This window comes from Kamptonema animale CS-326, from assembly GCF_028330895.1.
Taxonomy (GTDB): domain Bacteria; phylum Cyanobacteriota; class Cyanobacteriia; order Cyanobacteriales; family Microcoleaceae; genus Kamptonema; species Kamptonema formosum.
The window spans coordinates 15,552-37,534 of the sequence record NZ_JAQMUA010000131.1 but is presented as its reverse complement, the minus strand read 5'-3'; the positions used below and the strand labels follow the sequence as shown (position 1 = coordinate 37,534).

The following is a 21,983-nucleotide window of genomic DNA, read 5'->3' as shown; positions in this document are numbered from 1 at the left end:
ATCCGCGTAATCCTTAAAATCAGTGTTCGTAATTAGTTAAACATTACTAATCAGTATATCTATCCGACGGCAGAGGCGAAAAAAAATCTCTCTTTAGTAAAATTCAAGAAGCAAACTCTTATAGAAGTTACCCACCATCGACTAAAAATCAATGGTTACGAATAGATTTGCATAATTCCTGTATAAATTTAAGGAACTTCATCCCGTGAAATTGAAAAGAATCATATCCCTAATTAAAGAAACTTTTAAAGAATGGCAAAAAGATAAAGCCCCTACCTTAGCGGCAGCTTTAGCATTTTATACAGTGTTTTCCCTAGCGCCATTGCTAATCATCGTAATTGCAGTCGCGGGATTAGTCTTTGGCCAAGAGGCCGCTCAAGGTCAACTTGTAGGACAACTTCAAAGTCTAGTTGGCCAAGACGGTGCAGAAATCATCCAGCAACTTGTAGCTAATGCTTCCCATCGCCAGTCGGGAATTATCGCCACTATCATTGGTGTGGCTACACTTTTGTGGGGGGCAACTAACGTATTTACTAATCTGAAAGAAGCTCTTAACATGATTTGGAATGTTGAACCACCACCGGGACGCGGGTGGTTAGGTTTTCTCCAAGACCGGATATTATCTTTTGCCATGATTCTCAGTATTGGCTTTCTACTTTTAGTTTCTTTAGTAATTAGCGCAGTATTAACAGCAGTAAATCAGTGGTTAAATGGGTTACTGCATATCCCCGTTGGCATCTGGCAACTGATTGATTTCGGTATCTCTTTTAGCGTGGTGACAGTGCTTTTTGCCTTGATTTATAAATTTTTACCTGATGTTAAACTGGTTTGGAATGATGTTTGGGTGGGAGCCGCGATTACCTCAGTGCTATTTACCATCGGTAAGTCATTAATTGGGATATATTTGGGTAGCAGCGGCATCGGATCGACCTATGGTGCTGCTGGATCGTTTGTAATACTTTTGCTTTGGATTAATTACTCAGCCCAAATTCTATTTTTAGGCGCTGAATTTACCCAGGTTTGGACTAACAGATACGGCTCTCGAATGTTAGCAAGGCGAAAAGCTCAGCTAGAAAGCGGCGACCAAACGCCAATATCTCAGTCTGGGGGACATTTTTAATATTTAAATTGAACCCGGTTCGTAGAGGTACTCGAAGCCATTACCGTCTGGATCGCGTGCGTAGAAAGAGGCTGTACCGTCGCGGTGTTCGTGGATGTGGGTGGCTGGGATACCGTCGGCTTTGAGTTGGTTGTAGGCGGCTTCCATTTCAGCGCGATCGCGAAACACGAACCCAAAATGCGGCCCTGCTTGGTTGTAACTAGGACTCAATAAAGCCAGTCCATCATCACCAGCTTTCAGGTAGGCCCAATCTGCATCTTTCCAGGCTAATTCCATTCCTAAGTTTTGGTAGAACTCAGCGGCTTTGTCAATATCTTTGACACAAATGGCGACGTGGCCTAATCGTTTCAGTTTCATCTTGAGTAAGGTTTATTGTTGTTAGGCAAGCTAATAGCTAGGGCTAGGGGAAGAAGGGAATAGTAAGCAGGCTTTAGCAATGAACAGTAGGAATTACTTCTGTTTCAGTGACTCCACGCTCTATCAATCTTGATTGAGCATGAGGATGTAATCTAACTATCATAGCATAATTGCCCTAATTTTTCAAAGGCAGTGATATTACAAATTCAGTACCCACCCCCAGAGTAGAATTACACATCAATTGGCCTCCATGTTTTTCCACCACAATTTGACGCGCGATCGCCAAACCCAATCCCGTGCCTTTGCCCACATCTTTAGTAGTAAACAAATGGTCAAAAATCCTTGGTTTTACCTCATCGCTAATACCCCGACCATTATCGCGAATCCGAATCACTACCGATTGTCGATTTTCGGATAATTCTGTTGCAATTATCACTTGGTTAGGAGCGGCTTTAATCTCCGTAAAACTTCGAGATTGATTTGTTTCTTCTAAAGCATCAATCGCATTACCTAGCAGATTCATAAATACTTGATTAAGTTGTCCTGCATAGCACTCTATTGGGGGTAACTCGCCATATTTTTTGATAACTTCAATCTCTGGGCGAGTTTCGTTTGCCTTGAGACGATGTTTGAGAATCATCACAGTGCTATCAATACCATCGTGGATATTACAAGCAACGGGACGATAGCTATCAGCCCGCGAGAATGTCCGCAGACTAATACTAATGTCTTTAATCCGCTTCACCCCTTCACACATCGAACCTACTAACTTAGGTAAATCTTCGCGAATATAGTCAAGATCGATGTTTTCTATTTCCTCTTTAATTGCTGGATTAGAATTAAGATTTTCTTGTTCATATAAATCCAGCAATCCAAACAAATCATTGATGTAATCTAACGCAGGTTTAATATTGCCAGCCAGGAAACCAACCGGGTTATTAATTTCATGAGCAATACCCGACACTAAATTCCCCAATGCTGACATTTTTTCATTTTGTACTAACTGAAGTTGAGTTTGCTGAAGATAATGAAGTGTTTGTTCTAGCTGGGTAGCCTGTTGACGAGTTCTATTTAGTAATTCCGTCTGTTTGAGTGCAATCCCCATTTGTCCAGCAATTTGTTCAATAAACTGAATCTCAGTTGGTTGCCAGTTACGAGCTCGATCGCATTGATGAATGCAAAGTAATCCCCAAAGTTCATCCTCTTGCATAATAGGTACAACCAGCGATGCTCTCACATTAAATTCCTGTAAAATTGCTCGATGACACTCTATTACATCGGCAGTTTCTAAGTCATTCAGCACATAATTTCTTCCCTGTTTATAAAGCTCTGCATACTTCTCTCCAAAGCAATGATCTTGAATTTTTACCGTGAGAGCAGATTTAAATTGTGGTAATACATCTTCCGCGATAAACTCGCCGCACTGGTAGACCGATCCTAGATCAAATTGATAGATTCCCACCCGATCCGCATTGAGAATGTGACGAATATTTTTGCTAACTGTACAGAAGATTGTATCTAAATCTAAAGACTCTCGCATCTGAGTAACGACCTTAAACAATGTCTTTTGTTGTTTAAGAGCTTTTTCTAGCTGTTGAGAGTTGGCTTGAGATTCTTGGTAAAGGCGAGCATTTTCGAGCGAAATCGCCGCTTGAGTACAAACCAATTTCAACACTTTAACCCGTGCGCTCGTAAAGGCACCAACCGTCACATTATTTTCCAGATATAAAATCCCAATCAACTTCCGTTGATTAACAATTGGAATACAAAGCACGCTTTTAGGTTGATTCTGTGCAATATAACTATCCCCAGCAAATTGAGAACTTACTCTGGCATCGACCAGCACCAAAGGTGTTAAACTTCGCTTGACAGTATTCACCAAACTAATCGCTACATCCTGACTTAATTCTAAAGGTATTGATGGTAATATCTGCGGTTCATCTCCCCCTGTTACTATCGCTGCTACCTGTAAGTCCATGTCTTGTTTGAGAAGTAAAACACACTTATCCGCCCCAGCATTTTTACTTACTATTTGTAAGAGAGTAGTCAAGAGTTGATCCAGTTCAATTTCTCCAGAAATAGTTTGAGAGGCTTTGAGCAGAGTCGCTAAATCTAGAACTTCAGAAGGGCTGCTAGAAGTGCGAGTAGAAGTCATCGTTTCCAGCTCGATAGTTTCTTGAGAGGAAGCAGAAAAACGAGCTGTCTGAAGAATAGGAATCAGGAGTTGGGGATAACGTTTTTCCAAATCGTCTATTTTAGCTTTCGCCCCCCAACGTGCATAACAGTAATACGCCTCGATCGTATAGGCTTGAGCTACTTTCTCCTTGCCCCAATTCAGATAAAACTTGGCAGCGAGTTCGTTGGCGAGGGCTTCTTCTTGAAGATAGTTATTTTCTTGAGCGCCCTGAATAGCCAGGTCATAGTATTCTATGGCTTCTTTATATTGCCCCGATATACGGTATCGCTCTGCTTCGACCAATTGCCACTTATGTTTATGGTTAATGGGAGCATGGTGTATCCATTGCTGCAATATTGCTTGATTTTCCTGCACGCGCTGTAGTTGAATACTTTGCTCAGGAGTTGATACAAATATCTTTGCCAATACTGTCAGTGAATCATAAAAGTAAAAAATTGGTTCACCAATTGTTCCCATAAATCCCATCAAATTTTGTCTAGCTTGAGCTGCATCCTGGTTAGCCCGATCCAAATCTTCAAGCCAGAAGTTCAATATAAATCTGTGTAGGTAAAAGACACTTAAACGATAGATATCATTGGATACTTTTACTTCGGCAACCAATGTTTCCTCGTAAGATGCTTGACGGAAGAGAAGCTCATCCTCTGATTTGCCCAGCAATATAAGCGCTGTTTCCCAGTAAATTAAGTGCGGTTTGCCGGCTGTTACCAGTTTTAGATCCTGTAAATGCTGATGATAGGCACGAATTTGAGATTCAACTTCAGGCAGTGGTTGCCCAGACCATAAGGCATTCAAAGAAAACATTTGAACATTATAGACAACGAATTCCAGATTCCCCGTTTCTAAACCTGCTTGATAGCCTTCCTGAAGCATCGGTAGCGTTTCTCTTAAAGGCGCGGTGCAGTGGTGAATATATCCCCCAATCAGAACAGATGTTGGCGATCGCATCGTTTTAGCTTCTGGCTCTAGGGCAAGGGAATATGCCAATTTTCCAAACTGTTGAACTACTTCCATATCTTGCCATAGGAGCCTGAGTTGAAAGGCATAACTTCCATAGCTAGAAGGAGAAAATAAACTATTGCCAAATTGAATAGAGCGCTTTACCTGTAGGGCAACTATTAAGGGATAGAGTGGGGAGAGAGTTAAGTAACAAGCAGACATCATGCTAGAAGCAACTTGCATAATTGCAAGCTGTTGAACATCTTTCATCTTCGGAAGATAAACCAACTCCTCAATAGAGCGATCGCCAATTAATGTCGATATTTCCTCTCGTGCTTGCTGAATATTCTCAGGAGTGGGAATATCTGGGAGGTTAACGCCCAATAGTTTGAGAACGGAAATTCCCGTTGCGATCGCTTCTACAAATTCATTCCGGGAATTCAAAGACTGGATCTTAACTTGGTAAACTTGTACCCGCTCCAATGGTGTTTTAGTATGGTGTATTACTAGCTCAATCCATTGATTCATCTGCTCAAAATCACCCAGCAATGAAGCCACATCAGCGGCTAATTCATGAAAGGCTAGGGTGATGTCATAGTGCCGCTGCCAAGCATCTGTTCCCAGCATTTCTAACCCTACTATTGCATAGGCATGGGCAGCTTGATAGGCTGTTGCGGCCCTGGCTTTGCGAGCAGCAGCCAGGTTGAGTTTAGCAAGTTCGTCTCGTTCCGCTTGTTCGACAATCAGTGACGTGCCATAGTTCAACTGATTCACCAGTTCAAAAATGCGCTCTTCTCTGGCTGCGGGAGAAATTTGTTGCAGGATTAATTGCCCAATTTGGTAATGAGCGATCGCTCGTTCCGACTCTGGAATCAGGGAATAAGCGGCTTGTTGGACGCGATCGTGTAAAAATTTATAAGTAGCATTGGTACTAGATTGAGTCAGAGATGGAGTCTCGGTTTGAGTGAAGAATTTATAGACATCAGAAAGCGGGAGAATAAGTCCCTCTTGTAATGCTTTCCACAACGATGATGCAGTTCGATCGGGTAATTCTTCGCTGACTACTGCCAAAGTATTTAAATCAAATTGCGATCCAATACAAGCGGCAAGTTTGAGTACCTTCTGAGTTTCTATTGGCAACTTCTGTAATTGTAGTGCCATGAATTCTACTACATCATCAGTGAGTGCCAAGGCTTTAATTTGGGCAAGATCGCACTGCCAATGCCTTAGATCCCAGTTAAAGGTAATTTGCCCATCATCATGTAAAGCCTTCAGGAATTGAGTAGCAAAAAATGGATTACCTTTGGTTTTTTGATTAACCAGTTTTTGTAAAGGTCTAGCCATCTCAGGTTCGCAACTGAGGGTATCTGAAATTAATTGATTCAGGTCATCTTCTTGTAAGGGAGCTAAGGTAATCTTATTCACGGTTGCTCCTGCTTTTTGGATTTCATCCACCGTCAACATAAATGGATGAGCAGGAGATACTTCATTATCCCGATAAGCACCCAATACTAGCAGATGTCCTGCCTCTTGCATCAACAGTTGTAGTAACTTTAGTGATGCGGAATCTGACCATTGTAGATCGTCCAAAAAGATCGCTAAGGGATGTTCTGCTGTGGTAAATACTTGCACAAATTTCTGCATGAGCAGATTGAAGCGATTTTGTGCTGAACTTCCTGATAGTTCTGGTGCGATGGGTTGAGTACCAATGATGCGTTCTAATTCAGGAATTACTTCGATTAAGACTTGCCCATTGTCTCCAACTACTGACAGAATTTTGGTTTTCCAAGTTTGTAACTGAGCATCCGATTCTGATAGCAATTGCCCCATCAAATTCCGAAATGCTTGCACAAAAGCCGAAAAGGGAATATTCCGCTGAAATTGGTCATATTTGCCTTTAATAAAATAACCGCGCTGACGAACAATGGGTTTATGAACTTCATTCACCACTACGGTTTTACCAATTCCTGAAAAACCTGCCACTAGCATCATTTCTGTGCTGCCTTGGCTGACTCGTTCAAAGGCATTAAGGAGAGTGTTAACTTCCTGTTCTCGTCCGTAGAGTTTCTCTGGAATTAAGAAGCGATTTGTCAGATCCCGTTGTCCGATTTCAAAAGTGGAGATTGTCCCTGTTTCTTGCCATTGCGATTGACAAATTTCTAGATCGTGCTTTAATCCGAAAGCACTTTGATAGCGGTCTTCTGCATTTTTTGCGAGCAGTTTACTGACAATTAAAGACAGAAATGGGGGAATAGCTGGATTTAAAGTGTGAACTTTTGGGGGAATCTTAGCGATGTGACAATGGACTAACTCCATCGGATCGTTCGATATAAAGGGTAACTGGCCAGTGAGTAGTTCATAAAATGTCACACCTAGAGAATAGAAGTCAGTGCGGTAGTCAATACCCCGATTCATACGTCCAGTTTGTTCTGGTGATAAATAGGCGATCGTGCCTTCTAAAACGTTAGGATTTTGAATTTCTTGAGTTTCTCTAGGCAGCAGGGAAGAAATGCTAAAGTCTATTAGTTTGACTTGTTTGGTATCGGGATTAATCAGAATATTCGCAGGTTTAATATCTTTGTGAATCACGCGCTGGTGAGTTAGTCCATCAAGGCTGTTAGCAAGCTGGATAGCGATGTCAAAAAAATCTGCCAAAGATAAAATATTAGATGATTCTGATTTTGGTGCTGCTGTTTTTTGGCGCAGATATTCTAATAATGAAATACCGCCAAAGTCTTCCATTACTAAAGCATAGGTGTTTTTATAAGGTATTAAGTCAAGAGGTTTAACAATACTAGGGAGGTCGAGATTTTTGGCAAGTGTATATTGGTTGCGAAACTGGACGAGTTCGTTAAATTTGGGGTATTCGTTCCGTAGTAGCTTAATTACTACAGGTTTTTGGTCGCTTTGTCGTAAGCCGCGATAGACTAAGGTTCTAGAGCCTGAATATAGTTCTTCTGTAACGTCATAGCCCGACAGATTTGCGATCGTATTCATAACCTAGTTTCCTCTCTTAAAGAATAGTTAAATAAGTATCAACAGATTCCGAAGGTAGCACCCGTAAAATTTGTTTTTGTAAATCCGGTTCCAAACCCAAAGCTTCTAAGGGGATCGCCCACTCTACAAGTTATAGAACTATTTTATTGTTCAATGATGAGCGATCGCCAACTTGGTACTCACTCCATCGAGCGAAATTTATAGCGATCGCCCCCCGATCTGTTTCTAAACTGACAATAAGCGCCAAGGCGTAGCCAGCCGCAGGCATCGCCTCCCCCACCTCCCCCCAAACCGCAAAACCCCCGCAATAATTTGATACCCTAAACTTAATAGTCTTGGGAACGGTACAGAAGAGTGGAAATATCAATAGGGCGCGGCAAAACAGCTCGCAGAGCTTACGGCATTGACGAAATCGCGCTAGTCCCCGGACAGCGCACCCTCGATCCAATTTTGGCAGACACCCACTGGCAGATCGGGGGCATCGATCGCGAAATCCCCATCATCGCCAGTGCTATGGACGGAGTAGTAGATGTCCGCATGGCCGTACTCCTATCTCAGCAGGGAGCGCTAGGCGTACTCAACCTAGAAGGCATCCAAACCCGCTATGCCGATCCCCAGCCAATATTAGAGCGCATCGCCTCCGTCGGCAAAGATGAATTTGTCCGCCTGATGCAGGAACTCTACGCAGAGCCCATCAAGCCAGAATTAATCCAGCAACGTATTCAAGAAATTAAATCTCAGGGAGGAATTGCCGCCGTCAGCGCTACCCCCGCAGGCGCAAGCAAATACGGCTCAGCCGTTGCCCTAGCTGGAGCCGATTTATTTTTCGTACAAGCAACAGTCGTCTCCACCGCTTACCTTTCCCCTGAATCGGTAACGCCTCTGGATCTGACTCAGTTTTGCCAACAGATGCCTATTCCAGTCATCTTAGGCAATTGCGTCACCTACGAAGTCGCCCTAAATTTGATGAAAACTGGCGCGGCTGGCATTCTCGTAGGTATTGGGCCCGGTGCAGCTTGCACATCTCGCGGTGTTTTAGGCGTTGGCGTACCCCAAGCTACAGCCGTAGCAGATTGTGCGGCGGCGCGGGACGATTACTATCAAGAAACTGGCAAGTATGTCACTGTCATTGCTGACGGCGGCTTAATTACTGGCGGCGATATCTGTAAGTGCATCGCCTGCGGTGCCGACGGCGTAATGATCGGTTCCCCCTTTGCCAGAGCCGCAGAAGCTCCTGGCAGCGGCTATCACTGGGGAATGGCGACTCCTAGCCCTGTTTTACCTCGCGGAACTCGTATCCGTGTTGGTACAACTGGGACTTTAGAGCAAATTTTGCGCGGGCCCGCACTGCTAGATGACGGTACTCACAATTTACTCGGTGCTCTGAAAACTAGCATGGGTACATTGGGGGCTAAGAATCTTAAGGAAATGCAGCAAGTGGAAGTGGTAATCGCTCCTTCACTGCTAACGGAGGGCAAGGTCTATCAAAAAGCTCAGCAGTTAGGTATGGGTAAGTAGATTCCTTAAGTCCTACCAGCATAGCTTTAAAAGATTTTTGTAACAGCGCAAGCTCACCCCTTTTTAGAGGGGGTGGGTCAAAAAATTGTTAAGTAGTCTAGCAAATTACAAAAATCCCTGCAATTATCCAGAAGGAGATGCCACAATATAGAAAGCGGAGACCATTTAGTTTCCGTTCACTCCTCACACCACACTCCGCCCGGACTACTGTTCGGGCGGTTCCTTTTTTACAGATTTTTATAGATGAACGCGGCTATGTTGAGGCAGAAAGTTAGGGGCCAGGGGAAGAAGGGACTAGGGGCCAGGGGAAGAAGGGGCTAGGGACTAGGGGAAAAAGGGCTACGATGTTCCGATGCTCCGATTCTAGGGGCTAGGGAAGAAGGGAATAGAATCAAGGGTGGAAGGAAAACAGAATGTCCTAACGGCCAAGAAACTGTCAAGAAGGCTGGTATATCTAGGATATCGAGTAATTAGTCAGGCGATCGCATCACGGATAGCAAAGAATACAGGGAACTAAAGTCTCCCCCCGGCAAATCCTTCCATCACTTCAATCCCAAAGATTGAGTCTTAATGCTGACAAGCACAACATTTTACCTCGACAAATTGCGATCGCTCTCCTCACAAGTTCCTCATCTTTTTAAGATACTTTCTTAAGTAGCTCCATTTCAAAGCGCATAGAGAAATTGTGAGCAGACAACCGCTGCTAAATCGCCAAGCTTGGTTCATAAATTAACTAAAGGAGTCGCAGCATGACACAAATAAAAGTCAATCCTTATCTAGAACTCATTGACATTCCTGCTGGATATCTCAACATCATGGGATATGTCGATGAGTCAGAAGTTAATGGGCCTGGATGTCGTGCTGTAATCTGGGTACAGGGATGTCTGCGGGAATGTCCCGGATGCTTTAATACTGCTTCCTGGTCATTTGAGATGAATCAACTCATGTCAATTGAGACATTAGCTCATAAAATTTTGAGTAACCCTCGTCATGAAGGCGTGACCTTCTCCGGGGGAGAACCTTTCTGGCAAGCACCAGCCTTAGCGCAACTGGCCCGTCAAGTCAAAGCGGCTGGACTAAACGTCATGTCGTTTACAGGCTTTACCCTAGAGCAACTACACTCGCCCTATGCTCCGGCTGGCGTTGAAGATTTATTAGCACAACTCGATATCTTAATTGATGGGCCTTATATAGAATCTTTGGCAGTTAATCGTCCAGATTCTCTGGTTTCTTCTAGCAATCAGCAAGTCCATGTTTTCAACCCTGAGTTGAGCGATCGCTTAACTTGGGCAAGCGACCAAATTGAAATTCACGTTCTCAAAGATGGCAGCCGTATTATTACAGGATATCGCGGTCAGATCGATTTGTCAGAGTAACCCTTTTCTGTCACTCTAGGTTGGGAATTTGTATGGAAATAGGACTTGAATTGAATATAGTTTTCGACAAAGTTAAGAGTGAATTTTTATTTTCTTATTCCTAGAGTGACAGAAGAGGGGTAATTAAAATCGTCTTGGTTTACCGCGCAGTCCACCATTAGATAAAGAATCTAGTTCTAGGTTACATTCTAGTTGAGTAGAAGAATTATTTTGAGCGGTCGAGAATTTGCAAGAGTAGATTGCTAAAGCTTCTCCTTGAGGGTTACAAACGCGAACGTTATAACCGTAATCTCTCGCCGCTGTACCGAATTGATTGACAAATTGGTAACGCTCTAAATAATCCAATAAGCTCCAGAGTTGTCGGTTAACTATCAAAATTACCCAATTATTATTAGATTCAACAAACCAGTTGTCTAATAGTTTCCCACCAAATTGTTGTTTGGTTAACCAAAGGCTGGGGATACTTAGCTCTGTTTGAGATAAAGGAGGTGATGGTAATTGATACCAACTTGTAGTTGGACAGGTTGACTGTTGAGCAAATGCGATCGCAGTTTTTTCCCCTAGTAAACTGGGAAGAAAAAAGGAAAAGTTAATTAGCAAAAATAGGTTTAATATTTTCATTGTTAGTTGTTAATTGTTAGTTGTTAATTGTTAGTTGTTAGTTGTTAGTTGTTAATTGTCATTGGGAGCGGAGCGAAGCAATCGCCTTAGACTGAGATTGCTTCAGGTTGCTAAAGGTTAACTTTGCGATCGTAATTTTGCTTTGATTAGCTAACAATAGCATAGACAATACTTAGCATTTTAACGATATAGTAAGGGTTTGGGATTGCTTCGCTTGGCTCGCAATGACAGCAATAGGACTTACGCACCCAACCAAAGAAACCGGGTTTTTTACGAAAATATTTCGTTATGACCCACAGATTCTCCCAAAAACCCGGTTTCTGGGACTCCCTGCGTAAGTCCTAAGAAACCAATAACAACCAACAACTAACCAGTAACAACTAACAACCAACAACTAACCACTAACATAACAGTTAATTAATCCCAAAGCCGACGGCCGCTAGTACCAGATAACCTTTGGTGAGTATCCTTTAATAAAGCTGGAATATCTAGATTTTCTGGACAACGAGGTAGACATTCGCCGCAATCTGTACATCGATTTCCCTTAACACCTGGAAACCAATGTCCGGCATTTTCAAACATTCCATAACGGTATTTACCAAAGTCTATCATATTATAGGCAACAGCGAGATTACGCAAACGTAATATTTCAGGAATATTAATATTTTCTGGACAGGGTAAGCAGGCATAACACTGACTGCATTTATCTGTTCCTAAACTCGCTGCGGCTTGAGTTTCTAAACGATCAAAGATGGCAATTTCTGCGGATGTTAGGGGATAATTGCGATCGCAGCATTTCAGAGGCAATTCTAATTCAGTTGGGTTAGCCGGGCCAACACTGAGCGTAGTAATCCGATGGTCACTTAGTAAAAACCTATAGTTTAATTCTAGTGGGGAAAAGGGCAAACATAATTCTTTAAGGCTTTCGGGCGGGGTGTAAAGTCTTCCTCCTTTATCAGCAGGAGAAATAATGAACAGGCCCATATCTTTTTCGGAGGCTAACTCGATCGCGGGCCTATTCCGCTGAAAAAAGTAGTAATAATGTAGGTTGACAAATTCAAAATAATTTGTATTGATGGTAGCTAAAATTAACTCTAAAGGGCCGTGAGTAGAAAACCCAATGTGCCTTACTCTGCCATCAGTGAGAGCAGCTTTAAAAGTTGGGAGAAAAGTATGTACCCAGTCTAAATGTTCCCAAGTATTGATGCCGTGAATTGCTAAACAGTCGAGATAATCTAGATTTAATCGTTTTAGAGATTCATCGATAGAGCGCTCCATTGTATCGGTATTGGAAGTGGGGGAAATTTTCGTGGTAATGTGAAGGCGATCGCGTTCTCTTGGTAATCCAGCGCGAATAGCCGCACCGAGATATTCCTCACTTTTCCCATAACCCTGAGCTGTTTCTAGATGATTAATTCCCATAGAGACTGCACGCTCGACAGTGGCTATGGCAATTTCCTCCGAAGCCAGATAGCGCATTGTGCCTAGAGAAAAAACAGACAAGTGCAGATTTGTTTTCCCAAACCTTCGATAACGCATAAATCAGACTTTTAGGATTACAGGATAGAGGCAGAGGCACAAAAGGCTTTTCTTGGCTTCAGGACAATGATTTACTGCTGTAACTCATAACTGATAACTGATAACTGTCTTGCTTTTGGCCGCTTGCCTCAAGCCTGTTGCCTGTTAGGAAAATTCTCCGCCGATCGATCCTCCTCTTTGAATTAAATCCTCCGGGCGGAGGTTGGAGATAAATTCTCGGAAAGCTCTGCGTTCGGCTTCGTCAGCGTCTCGATCCACGGGGATAGAGGCATCGGCGATCACTTCTTCCATTACCCAAATGGGGCTATTGGTGCGAAGTGCGAGGGCGATCGCATCGCTAGGGCGAGCATCAATCTCTTTTTTGACTTCTCCAGAGCGGACGATCAGGACGGCATAGAAGGTGTTATCTTGCAGGGAGTGAATTACTATTCGCTCCAGAGTCAGATTCCACGCCTCTAGGAAGTTGACCAGGAGATCGTGAGTAAGGGGTCGAGGAGGCTTTTGGCTTTCCAGAGCGCTAATTATTGCCTTTGCCTGCTCCTGACCGATATAAATAGGCAAGGCCCGCCGCTCCGTAGCGTCTCTCAACAGGACAATAGGACTGCGCGTGGCTGCATCCAAGGCAATTCCTGCGACTTTCATTTCAATCATCGGATCGGCCTCATGGGATACTGTAAGGCGGTGGAGAATCGGGGCACCGACATGACCTAAATTCCAGTATGCCTCGATCTTTGCCTGAATCGACAACGGATTGTGCTTAAAGATCGAATAGCGGGGGGTTGTGGTGTTTACAGGATTAATTCAGGGATTGGGGACGCTTCAGGCTTTGGGAAGCGATCGCTTGCAAGTGTCCTGTGTGTCGGGCAATACAGACGCGATTTTGCGGGATTTGACCATTGGGGATAGCGTGGCGATCGATGGTGTATGTCTGACGGCGGTGGAAATTTTGTCTCAAGGTTTTGTCGCGATCGCCTCCCCAGAAACTCTCAGCCGCAGCACTCTCGGCCTCAAACCCAACGCCTGCGTTAATATTGAAACCTCTCTCCGCGCCGGCAGCAAGCTCGGCGGTCATTTTGTCACGGGTCATGTAGACGGGATCGGCAGTTTAGTCGAGTCAGTAGCAACTGCAAATGCTTGGGAGATGCGGTTTACAGCGCCGCCAGCAGCAGCCTCGGTTTGGCAGCGCCAAATTGCTCCCTACATAGTTCCCAAAGGCAGTATCGCCGTCAACGGCATCAGCTTAACTGTGGCAGATTGCGATGCAGTCGGCAACTGGTTTGAAGTGGCTGTAATTCCCCATAGTTATAGTGAAACTAATCTGCGGGATTTGAAACCGGGGAGTTGGGTAAATATTGAAGCAGATATCTTGGGTAAATATGTAGCGAAATTTATTCGTAGTAGCTCTATGTTATCTTCTGATTCTAGTTCAGCCTGGGAAGAAACTGCTGTTACCAGTATGGGGGAAATTACGCCTGATTTTTTAGCTGAAAATGGTTTTATTTAGCAGTGTTAAGTAAGCGGAAATATTGAGTGATTCTAGCTTTATGAGGGGGGAGCGATCGCTAGTATACAATTTTGCCTTCTTATCACCAAACCCGCTGAATTGGATAAGCATCAAAAGCCTCATCGCGACTAATCAAAACCAGCGAATGATTCATCGCCTGTGCTATCAGAATGCGATCGAAAGGATCTCGGTGATGGAGAGGAAGAAGTGCGTAAATCTCAGTATCTTTAGATGTAATTGGTAGAATTTGAGCGTTAATGTATTGCAATTCCTTTGGCAGGTATTCAAATGACCGATTTAGTTGAAGCTTACCAACATTGATTTTAATGGATATTTCCCAAAGGCTGGCAATACTAAAATACAAATCCGTTTTAGTATCGATCGCTTCTTTTGCTTTACTACTTAGATTCGGATCGCCAAGCAAATACCACAGAAAGACATGAGTATCTAAAAGGGATTCCATGTTACATATATTCCTTTAAATCTTCCAGGGGTTCATCGAAGTCATCAGACATAACGATTTGACCTGCCCAACTACCATAACCATGAGGTTGTTCAAATTGTTCTTGAGATGATTCAGTTTTTGCGTGTTTCTCAAGTAAATATTTTGCATAATGCAATATCTCTTGTTTGAGAGATTCTGGCATCTTGATTACAGTTTGAAAAATCTGTAAATCGATAGTCATAATTTCTGTACAAATTTTGCCCTTATCATATTTACCAATTATACTATACTTGCTACGAAAAGGGACTTGGATGTGGTGGGTAAAGCGTAGCTATGATTAGGGAATCGGGTTTTATTTACAAATTAATTTTTTAATTTTTAATTTTTAATTTTTAATTACTTATTCCTGCTCCCAAACAAGTGCGATCGCTAACCTTACCGCCTCACCCACCATCGAAAACCGAGCGTGTTCGGAAGCCGTTTTTTCCCACCGAATTAATTGCTCTAAAAACCCCCGATCTTGCTTAGCCCGCTGTAAAATAACTTGACCTACAACCTTCTTTTGAATATCCTCAGTTGAAACCCCTTGTAGCTTCAAATAATCCAACAACCGCTCCACACTTTCCACAAATTTATCAGGAGTTTGAGTCATCACAATAAACTTAATTTGACGCGATATCTCTTTATATATCTCTCGCCGTTTATCCGTGAGTTCCTGTTGCTGAGGTGACGGTGAAACTGGCATCGTCGTTTCTTCGATTGGTCTAGATTTATCCTTAACTACAACAGCAAGATTGAGCAATTCCAAAATCTCTATCCGCCGACTTAAAACTCGCTGTAACATCTCAGGATAAAGCTGTAAAATATGCTCAGCTAAAATTTTTGCATTAACCAAATTATTCGCGCTTAACCTCAGTAAATGCCGATCGTCAGCAGATTCAAAAAATTGGATATTCAGTTTAAGTTCCCGACTTTCCAATTCCACCTGAGCCACCGTAAAGACCAAAGCTTCCCAATTAGGAAACTCAGGAAAAAACACCTCGATTATAGAACTATTTTCTCTATCCTGATTGCCAAATTCTCCAGGCTCAAAATCCCGACCCACAGGATAACGATTACTAGGACTTTTAGTAGTATAATTAAACTGATTAAAAACATATCTACACTCAACCTTTGAGAAATTAACCTCCTCAGTATGCCAATTATGAATACAGCATCCCGTTAGCTGCGCCCCTTCCAAATTCGTGCGAATTAGATGGGCCTCAATCAATAGAGCATCCCTTAAATCCGCTTCGCTTAATATTGCATCGCTGAGATAAGCACCACTCAAATCTGCCTTGCGTAAATCCGCACCGCGCAAATTCGCCTCTGTCAAATCTGCCCACAGTAAATAAACTTCTTGGAGGTTAGAGCGGAGTAAATGTGCTTTCTTAAAACTCGCTTTTAATAAATAAGCACCAGTCAAATTAGCCCGACTTAAATCAGCACCATTAAGCACCGCTTCTGTTAAATCTGCCCCGGTTAAAATTACTCGGTGCATATCAGCCTCAGTCAAATTTGCTGACCGTAAAATCACACCATTGAGGTCAGCTTCAATCAAATTAGCACCTTTTAAAATAGCCTCTCGCAAATTAGCCTCTGCTAAGTGTGCTTCTCGCAAATTAGCACCAGTTAAATTAGCTCCTGCAAGACTGGCACGGTTAAGATTTGCCTCCATTAATTCCGCACCCATTAATCGCGCCCCGTCCAGTTTTGCCTTTTCGAGATTAATTTGATCGGATTTAGCTCTTTGAAGGTCAGCGCCGCTAAGATCGGCTTCTTGAAATATTGCCCAATTCAGGTCTGCTTCTTGTAAATAAGCGAGTCGTAAATCTACTTTAGTAAGATTTGCGCCGCTCAATATTGACTGATTAAGATTAGCACTGGTGAGCATCGCACTGCGGAGATCTGCCCGCCGTAAGCAAGCGCCTACTAATTTAGCGTGGCTCAAAAATGCCCAACTGAGATTTGCACCTGTGAGGTTAGCGCCTGTGAGGTCAATTTCCCGCAGGTTGGCCCCGCTTAAACTCGCACCGCTAAGGTCAATGTGAGCAAAGTTGCGCTCTCCCTGTTGATACCGCTCTAGAAACTCTTGCGTTTGCATACAGCAGAGATGGGGAAGGAAGAAGGAAGAGGGAAGAAGGAAGAAGGAAGAAAGAAGAGGGAAATTTTGCTATTTTCCCCATTTCTGCATCTTCTATTTTCCCTTATCTCTTCCCTTTTAATATTTTACTTGTACGCTTTGAATATCTTTATCTGAAATGCCTAATCCCCGCAGAATCGTGTAGGCAATAATGCGGTTACCAGCTTGGTTGGGATGTACGCCGTCCCTTGTTAATAGGTTAAGCGATCGCCCTGCGTGTTTCTGAAAGGCGATTAGCACTTCCCGGAAGGGCGAGTTGAGGTCAATATACAGGCAGTTATTCTCGATCGCGATCTGACGCATCACAGCCATATACTCTGGTAAGCGGCGATTTTCAGGGCCATGCAGCACTTCTCTAATTGGGGTGGGAGAGAGCAAGGCAACTCGAATACCTGCGGCTTGAGCCGATCGCACCATTTCGGTGAGTTTTTGGCGGTACACTGCTAATGGTACACCTGCTGGGAGGTTGCCTTCGGGGTGGACTTGGTTGGTGCGGAAGTCAAAAAATGCCAGCCAAACATCGTTAACGCCGACATTGATAGTAATTAAATCGGGATTTTTAGCGATCGCATCTTTTTGGAAACGTGCCTGCATATCTGTAGACTTGTTACCTGAGATCCCGGCGTTAACGATCTCAATTTTTTGACTAGGGTAGAGAGCGTTTAAATAATTTTGTAACAGCCAGACATACCCACCTGTATACTTTCCCGCTTCCGTAATGCTGTCGCCAACCGTGACGATTTTGCGCTTACCTTTGAGTATATTCTCTATTTCTGGCGGTAGTGTGGCGATCGATTGAGGGGTTTGGAACACGGTAGTTAAATCTGGGTAGAAATGGATGGCGGCAACAGCAGTAAATGCTGCTAGGGCTAGTAAGATCAAAAGCTGAGATAGTGGACGTTTGGGATGGGGCGATCGCGCATTTACAGGCATCTGTGACAGTCTTAAGTGAAGAGTTGAAATACTTTTAACTTCAGTAAGTATAACTATTTGTTTCCTCTGTGGTGAATCCCGATCAATTGTGATTATTGTCACATTTATCAATGACAGTTATCACTTATGTTGATGCTTCAGCTCATATTTATATAGCATTCTCATCACTCACGCTCGATAAATTCTACTTTATATTAGAAACAAGGGTAAAAAATGAACTTTAAAGGAGATTATAAAAATGCTTAATAATTCAAGCTTTCTATATCCTAAGTGTCGTTACTACGGCGATGTCAAGCCAGAGAATTTAGTTTTTGATGCGAATTTGCAAGAGTTTGCTCATCGAGTGAGTTACATCAGTGCTTTGGCTACTAATGGGAAGATTCCTCTAGCTCAGGCAATTTCTGAGATTGAGTTACTTTGGGAAAAGTTAGAAAAGTCGAAAAAAGAGTTAGGCGTTGGTGAACATCCGTTTGCGGCTTGAAAGCTTGTAGCACTGGAGGAAAACTAGACTGTTCATTGGTGTCAACTTAAAGACTGTCTAGGGATGCGCTTTAAAACTTTACTTTTATAAACCAAAACAGTAGCGAATCGCCGCTTCAACTTCTAGCATCTTTTCTGCTGAAAGTTGCCCTACTGAATCCCTAGAAAATCGCTCTTTATCCAAAGAGCGAATCTGAAAACAGAGGAAAACTGTTTCTATTGGCAAGCCACTTTCAGACGGAGAAACACGCACATTTGTTGGATATTCTTGGTGAATGTTAGTTCCTTTAGTTCCTACAACTACAGTAACAACTAAAGGTAACTGGTTAATAGCGTTAATGGAAAGCACCAAAACAGGTCGCATTCCAGCTTGCTCCCTTCCCTGAACTGGGTTAAGATTGACAAAATAAATTTCCCCTCTCTGAATGCTCATAGCCCTTCTAAACCATCCATTTCTGTAACAATAAAATCTTGATTGATAGCAGCAATTTCAACTTGAATATCTGGATCTAATGCCATCGCTGCTATTTGTTCCTCCATATATTTAGCATCACCAAATTTATTGGCTGTGTAAGTTCTTTCTCGCACTTGATGAGCGATGCGTTCCAGAAGCCAAAGTTGTTCCTCGATGGACAGAGAAAGAATTGAACGTTCAATATCTAGTAAAGTTTGTGAAATCATTTTGCTTCCCTCTTGTTTTTTGGATGATTACAAATTATCCAGAAATTGTTGCAGGCGATCGCGCTGATTGCGAATATACTCATTATTAGGCGCGATCGCCAAGGAGCGATTAAATGCCTCCAGCGCCGCTTGGTAACTCTCCTTCGCCTCCTCTTGCTGGGATAAATTTACTTGCAAGTTACCAAGATTTATCAGCGCATTCCCTTTGTTGTTGAGAGCGTAGATAGAATCCGGTGCCAGATTTAAAGCTGAATTATAGGCAGCGATCGCCTCTGAGTAAGATTGTTTAGCCATATCAAAATCGCTCAACTTTGTCTGTAACTCACCCAGACGTACAAGCACTGTCCCTTTGTTGCTGAAAGCATTGATATCCGGTGCCACATTCAAAGCTGAATTAAAAGCAGCGATCGCCTCTGAGTAAGATTGTTTAGCCACCTCAAAATCGCTCAATTGTGCCTGTAACTCACCCAGACGTAGAAGCACCGTCCCTTTGTTGTTGAAAGCATTGATATAATTCGGAGCCAGATTCAAACATGAATTCAAGGCAACGATCGCCTCTGAGTAAGATTGCTTAGCCTCTTCAAACTCGCTCAACTTTGCCTGTAACTCACCCAAATTTCTTAACGTTACCCCTTTGTTATTGAGAGCATAGGTATCATTCGGTGCTAGATTAAAAGCTGAATTCAAGGTAGTGATCGCCTCTAAATAAAATTGTTTAGCCACCTCAAAATCGCTCAATTGTGCCTGTAACTCACCCAGACTTAGAAGCGCCGTCCCTTTATTTTTGAGAGGGTTGATGGAATCTGGTACCAGATGCAAAGCTGAATTCAAGGTAGCGATCGCCTCTAAGTAAGATTTTTTAGCCACATCAAATTCGCTCAAATGCGTCTGTAAATCACCAAGTCTTACAAGCGCATTCCCTTTGTTGTTGAAAGCCTTGATATCACCCGGTATCAGATTCAAAGCTGAATTAAAAGCAGCGATCGCCTCTGAGTAAGATTTTTTAGCCTCTTCAAACTCACTCAACTGTGCCTGTAACTCACCCAGTGTTCGCAGTGCTATCCCTTTGTTGTTAAGAGCGTAGTTATCATCCGGTGTAAGATTCAAAGCTGAATTCAAGGTAGCGATCGCCTCTGAGTAAGATTTTTTAGCCGCATCAAATTCGCTCAACTGTGCCTGTAACTGACCCAAACTTTGCAACACATTTCCTTTATTGCTGAGGGTAGCCGTATGATCAGGAGTAAGACTGAGTTGGCAATTATAAGCCGCAACAGCTTCTAAATATTCCTGTTCCGCTTCTCGATATTGAGCCAAATGAGCCAAGTAATTTCCCTCCACTTGAGAAATGTAGCCTAATAGAAAATCACTTTTAATGTACAACTCACCCCTAATTTCTAGCAACGTGCGGCATAACTCATAACGGCTCCCCTGCAACGCATCATTAAAGACTTCTCCCCATTCATTCACACCCCGCTCCCAATCCAAGCGATTAGCATGATAAATTCCCTCTGCCACATTTCCTAATTCTCGATAGTGTGCCTCCAAAGTTTGATGAGCTTCGCGAGTTGTAGAATTGTCCCTTTCATAATCCAATCGACGCAGCAACTCATGGATGCGATACCATTTTTCACCTCGTTGTCGATCGCGCCACACAAACGAAAAGCTAGTCAGAATTTTAAAATTAGCAGCACTAGCCTGGAAGCCACAACCTCTTCCCAATTTCAAGTACAACTCTTGATTAAAAGCACGGCAAGCACTCAGCGAGTGAACCGCATATTTCACTTCCCTATCCACATCTCGCAACAAGCGATCTATCAATTCCCTAGCCTTATCCTCCAGTTTTGGGATACTCGCAAAATCTGCCGCCTGTAACTCTATTCCCTTACTCTTTTCTGTTAGCACGACATCAGCACATAAGCCGAGATAAAACGGGTGTACCTGCCACTCCCCTGACTTTTCATCAGGGTTAACGCTGGCATACTTAATCAAAGCTGCTACCAAATCCGCCTGCTCAATTCCGGCTTTTTGCAGATAATGTTTTGCATCATTAGGCGAAAGATGCCAAACCAATTGCGGGTCTAAATATTTGTCAGGAATTGGAAATTCAGGTTTTGTCCACTCCCGTTGCTCAATCGGATGATCGCGTCCCGCTACTAGCACCACCACACCTAATTCTAGTGGCAAACCTCTCAGTAAGCGCCGCAGCCACTCATCCTGAAAGAACAACTTTTCTCCCTGAAAATGTCGCTTCTCATCCCAAAACTTCTCATGGGTATCAAAAAATAATACAAGACGTTCAGGCTTATTTTTTCCTGCCATTGCTGCCTTCAAATCTTGAGCAAACCATTTCGGCAATTCATTAATTAATTCAGTATCAATATCTTTCTTGCAAATTTCATCCGCTTGTTCTTTGGTAACTTTCAACTGTTTTCGGAGTAGAGCAACCAGTCGCTCTTTCCCTCCAAGTTTATCTCTAAGTTTGAGGATAGCCACTGCTTGTGCGACAACTGGAGCTTCTGCAAAAAAGTCAATCACAGGAGTCAATACACTCGCTAAGTCATCGGGAAACAGCCGCTCAAGTGTTTCTTGCGATTCTCCCTTATTGAGCAAATACCAAAAGCAAGCAAAATCATAAACAGGAAACTTGAATTTATATTTTGCCGTAACTTCTCCCAAATTTCGCCGCAGCATCAACAACCCATAAAAAGGATCTTGCGGCCGATCTTCTTTAAATGGCGGCATTCCAAAATCGTGCAAAATTGCTGGTATGGTAGTGCAATCTTGACTTAGTTTAGCTTTTTGGATATAGTCGGCAACTTCGGCAACTCTATCATCGGGAATTGCCTTAAGTTCCTGCCACTTTTGCCGCGAAAATCGCTTACAGCATTTAATTCGCAAAAATTTTAGTAGTAATGACTTACCGTTACCACCATCTCCATGAAAATACAAGATTTTTTGGCGCGGCGGATCGTCGTTTAAGTATTCAGCAAATAACTTAGTAAACTCATATCTATCAGTGAAAAGTTCCAGTTTGCGATCTTCACTAGAAAATTCGCTATTCAACTCTTCATCATCAATGCTCATAGTAAGTATAGCT

The 21,983-nt window shown here is 42.9% G+C and carries 18 protein-coding genes; 5 read left to right on the top strand and 13 right to left on the bottom strand.

Annotation, left to right across the window (positions count from 1 at the left end; genetic code table 11):
• Positions 1-205: 205 nt before the first annotated feature.
• Positions 206-1,120, top strand: coding sequence for a YihY/virulence factor BrkB family protein (locus PN499_RS07840; protein ID WP_272031180.1), 915 nt, complete (start codon positions 206-208; stop codon positions 1,118-1,120).
• Positions 1,121-1,123: 3 nt separating this feature from the next.
• Here PN499_RS07840 and PN499_RS07835 read toward each other — a convergent pair whose 3' ends face one another.
• The 3 genes from PN499_RS07835 to PN499_RS07820 all read right to left on the bottom strand — a co-directional run bounded on the left by PN499_RS07835 (position 1,124) and on the right by PN499_RS07820 (position 7,875).
• Complete coding sequence (locus tag PN499_RS07835) at positions 1,124-1,477, bottom strand: VOC family protein (protein WP_272031178.1); 354 nt, start codon at positions 1,475-1,477, stop codon at positions 1,124-1,126.
• Positions 1,478-1,652: 175 nt separating this feature from the next.
• Positions 1,653-7,607, bottom strand: coding sequence for a trifunctional serine/threonine-protein kinase/ATP-binding protein/sensor histidine kinase (locus PN499_RS07830; RefSeq protein WP_272031177.1), 5,955 nt, complete (start codon positions 7,605-7,607; stop codon positions 1,653-1,655).
• 130 nt (positions 7,608-7,737) lie between these two features.
• Positions 7,738-7,875: a hypothetical protein gene (locus PN499_RS07820; RefSeq protein ID WP_272031176.1), complete on the bottom strand. Its 138-nt coding sequence runs from the start codon at positions 7,873-7,875 to the stop codon at positions 7,738-7,740.
• Positions 7,876-7,961: 86 nt separating this feature from the next.
• Between PN499_RS07820 and PN499_RS07815 the strand changes: the two genes are divergently transcribed.
• Positions 7,962-9,125, top strand: coding sequence for a GuaB3 family IMP dehydrogenase-related protein (locus PN499_RS07815; protein ID WP_272031174.1), 1,164 nt, complete (start codon positions 7,962-7,964; stop codon positions 9,123-9,125).
• A gap of 749 nt (positions 9,126-9,874) precedes the next feature.
• Entirely contained in the window at positions 9,875-10,501 is a 627-nt protein-coding gene (locus PN499_RS07810; RefSeq protein WP_272031173.1) for a 4Fe-4S single cluster domain-containing protein, read from the top strand.
• A gap of 123 nt (positions 10,502-10,624) precedes the next feature.
• On the opposite strand, the gene PN499_RS07805 is transcribed toward PN499_RS07810, so the two are convergent.
• The 3 genes from PN499_RS07805 to PN499_RS07795 form a co-directional block, all read right to left on the bottom strand.
• Positions 10,625-11,122, bottom strand: a complete 498-nt coding sequence (locus PN499_RS07805) for a hypothetical protein (RefSeq protein ID WP_272031172.1) — start codon at positions 11,120-11,122, stop codon at positions 10,625-10,627.
• A 417-nt stretch (positions 11,123-11,539) separates the two neighbouring features.
• On the bottom strand, positions 11,540-12,661 hold the full coding sequence (locus PN499_RS07800) for an aldo/keto reductase (RefSeq protein ID WP_272031171.1): 1,122 nt from the start codon (positions 12,659-12,661) through the stop codon (positions 11,540-11,542).
• A 144-nt stretch (positions 12,662-12,805) separates the two neighbouring features.
• Positions 12,806-13,312: a bifunctional nuclease family protein gene (locus PN499_RS07795; protein ID WP_272031196.1), complete on the bottom strand. Its 507-nt coding sequence runs from the start codon at positions 13,310-13,312 to the stop codon at positions 12,806-12,808.
• A 133-nt stretch (positions 13,313-13,445) separates the two neighbouring features.
• On the opposite strand from PN499_RS07795, the gene ribE reads away from it, so the two are divergent.
• Positions 13,446-14,165 carry a riboflavin synthase gene (ribE, locus tag PN499_RS07790; protein ID WP_272031170.1) on the top strand — a complete coding sequence of 240 codons (720 nt, stop codon included), beginning with the start codon at positions 13,446-13,448 and terminating at the stop codon, positions 14,163-14,165.
• An 82-nt stretch (positions 14,166-14,247) separates the two neighbouring features.
• Here the strand turns inward: ribE and PN499_RS07785 are convergent, their stop codons facing one another.
• The 4 genes from PN499_RS07785 to PN499_RS07770 all read right to left on the bottom strand — a co-directional run bounded on the left by PN499_RS07785 (position 14,248) and on the right by PN499_RS07770 (position 17,725).
• Positions 14,248-14,628 carry a type II toxin-antitoxin system VapC family toxin gene (locus PN499_RS07785; RefSeq protein WP_007358567.1) on the bottom strand — a complete coding sequence of 127 codons (381 nt, stop codon included), beginning with the start codon at positions 14,626-14,628 and terminating at the stop codon, positions 14,248-14,250.
• 1 nt (position 14,629) lies between these two features.
• The gene (vapB, locus tag PN499_RS07780; protein ID WP_007358568.1) at positions 14,630-14,851 is read right to left on the bottom strand and encodes a type II toxin-antitoxin system VapB family antitoxin; all 222 of its coding nucleotides are present in this window, start codon (positions 14,849-14,851) and stop codon (positions 14,630-14,632) included.
• A 159-nt stretch (positions 14,852-15,010) separates the two neighbouring features.
• Positions 15,011-16,753 (bottom strand): pentapeptide repeat-containing protein, encoded by a 1,743-nt coding sequence (locus PN499_RS07775; protein ID WP_272031167.1) that lies wholly within the window; start codon positions 16,751-16,753, stop codon positions 15,011-15,013.
• 117 nt (positions 16,754-16,870) lie between these two features.
• The gene (locus PN499_RS07770) at positions 16,871-17,725 is read right to left on the bottom strand and encodes an SGNH/GDSL hydrolase family protein (protein WP_272031165.1); all 855 of its coding nucleotides are present in this window, start codon (positions 17,723-17,725) and stop codon (positions 16,871-16,873) included.
• A 238-nt stretch (positions 17,726-17,963) separates the two neighbouring features.
• Here PN499_RS07770 and PN499_RS07765 point away from each other — a divergent pair, with 238 nt between their 5' ends.
• Entirely contained in the window at positions 17,964-18,206 is a 243-nt protein-coding gene (locus tag PN499_RS07765; RefSeq protein WP_007358571.1) for a DUF7219 family protein, read from the top strand.
• Between the two features lie 84 nt (positions 18,207-18,290).
• Here PN499_RS07765 and PN499_RS07760 read toward each other — a convergent pair whose 3' ends face one another.
• From PN499_RS07760 to PN499_RS07750, 3 genes are read right to left on the bottom strand one after another with little or no spacing between them, the layout of a single operon-like run.
• Positions 18,291-18,638 (bottom strand): type II toxin-antitoxin system PemK/MazF family toxin, encoded by a 348-nt coding sequence (locus PN499_RS07760; protein WP_272031164.1) that lies wholly within the window; start codon positions 18,636-18,638, stop codon positions 18,291-18,293.
• The gene (locus tag PN499_RS07755) at positions 18,635-18,886 is read right to left on the bottom strand and encodes a hypothetical protein (RefSeq protein ID WP_272031163.1); all 252 of its coding nucleotides are present in this window, start codon (positions 18,884-18,886) and stop codon (positions 18,635-18,637) included. The genes PN499_RS07760 and PN499_RS07755 overlap by 4 nt, the downstream gene beginning before the upstream one ends.
• Positions 18,887-18,913: 27 nt before the next feature.
• Entirely contained in the window at positions 18,914-21,970 is a 3,057-nt protein-coding gene (locus PN499_RS07750) for a tetratricopeptide repeat protein (RefSeq protein ID WP_272031161.1), read from the bottom strand.
• Positions 21,971-21,983 lie beyond the last annotated feature (13 nt).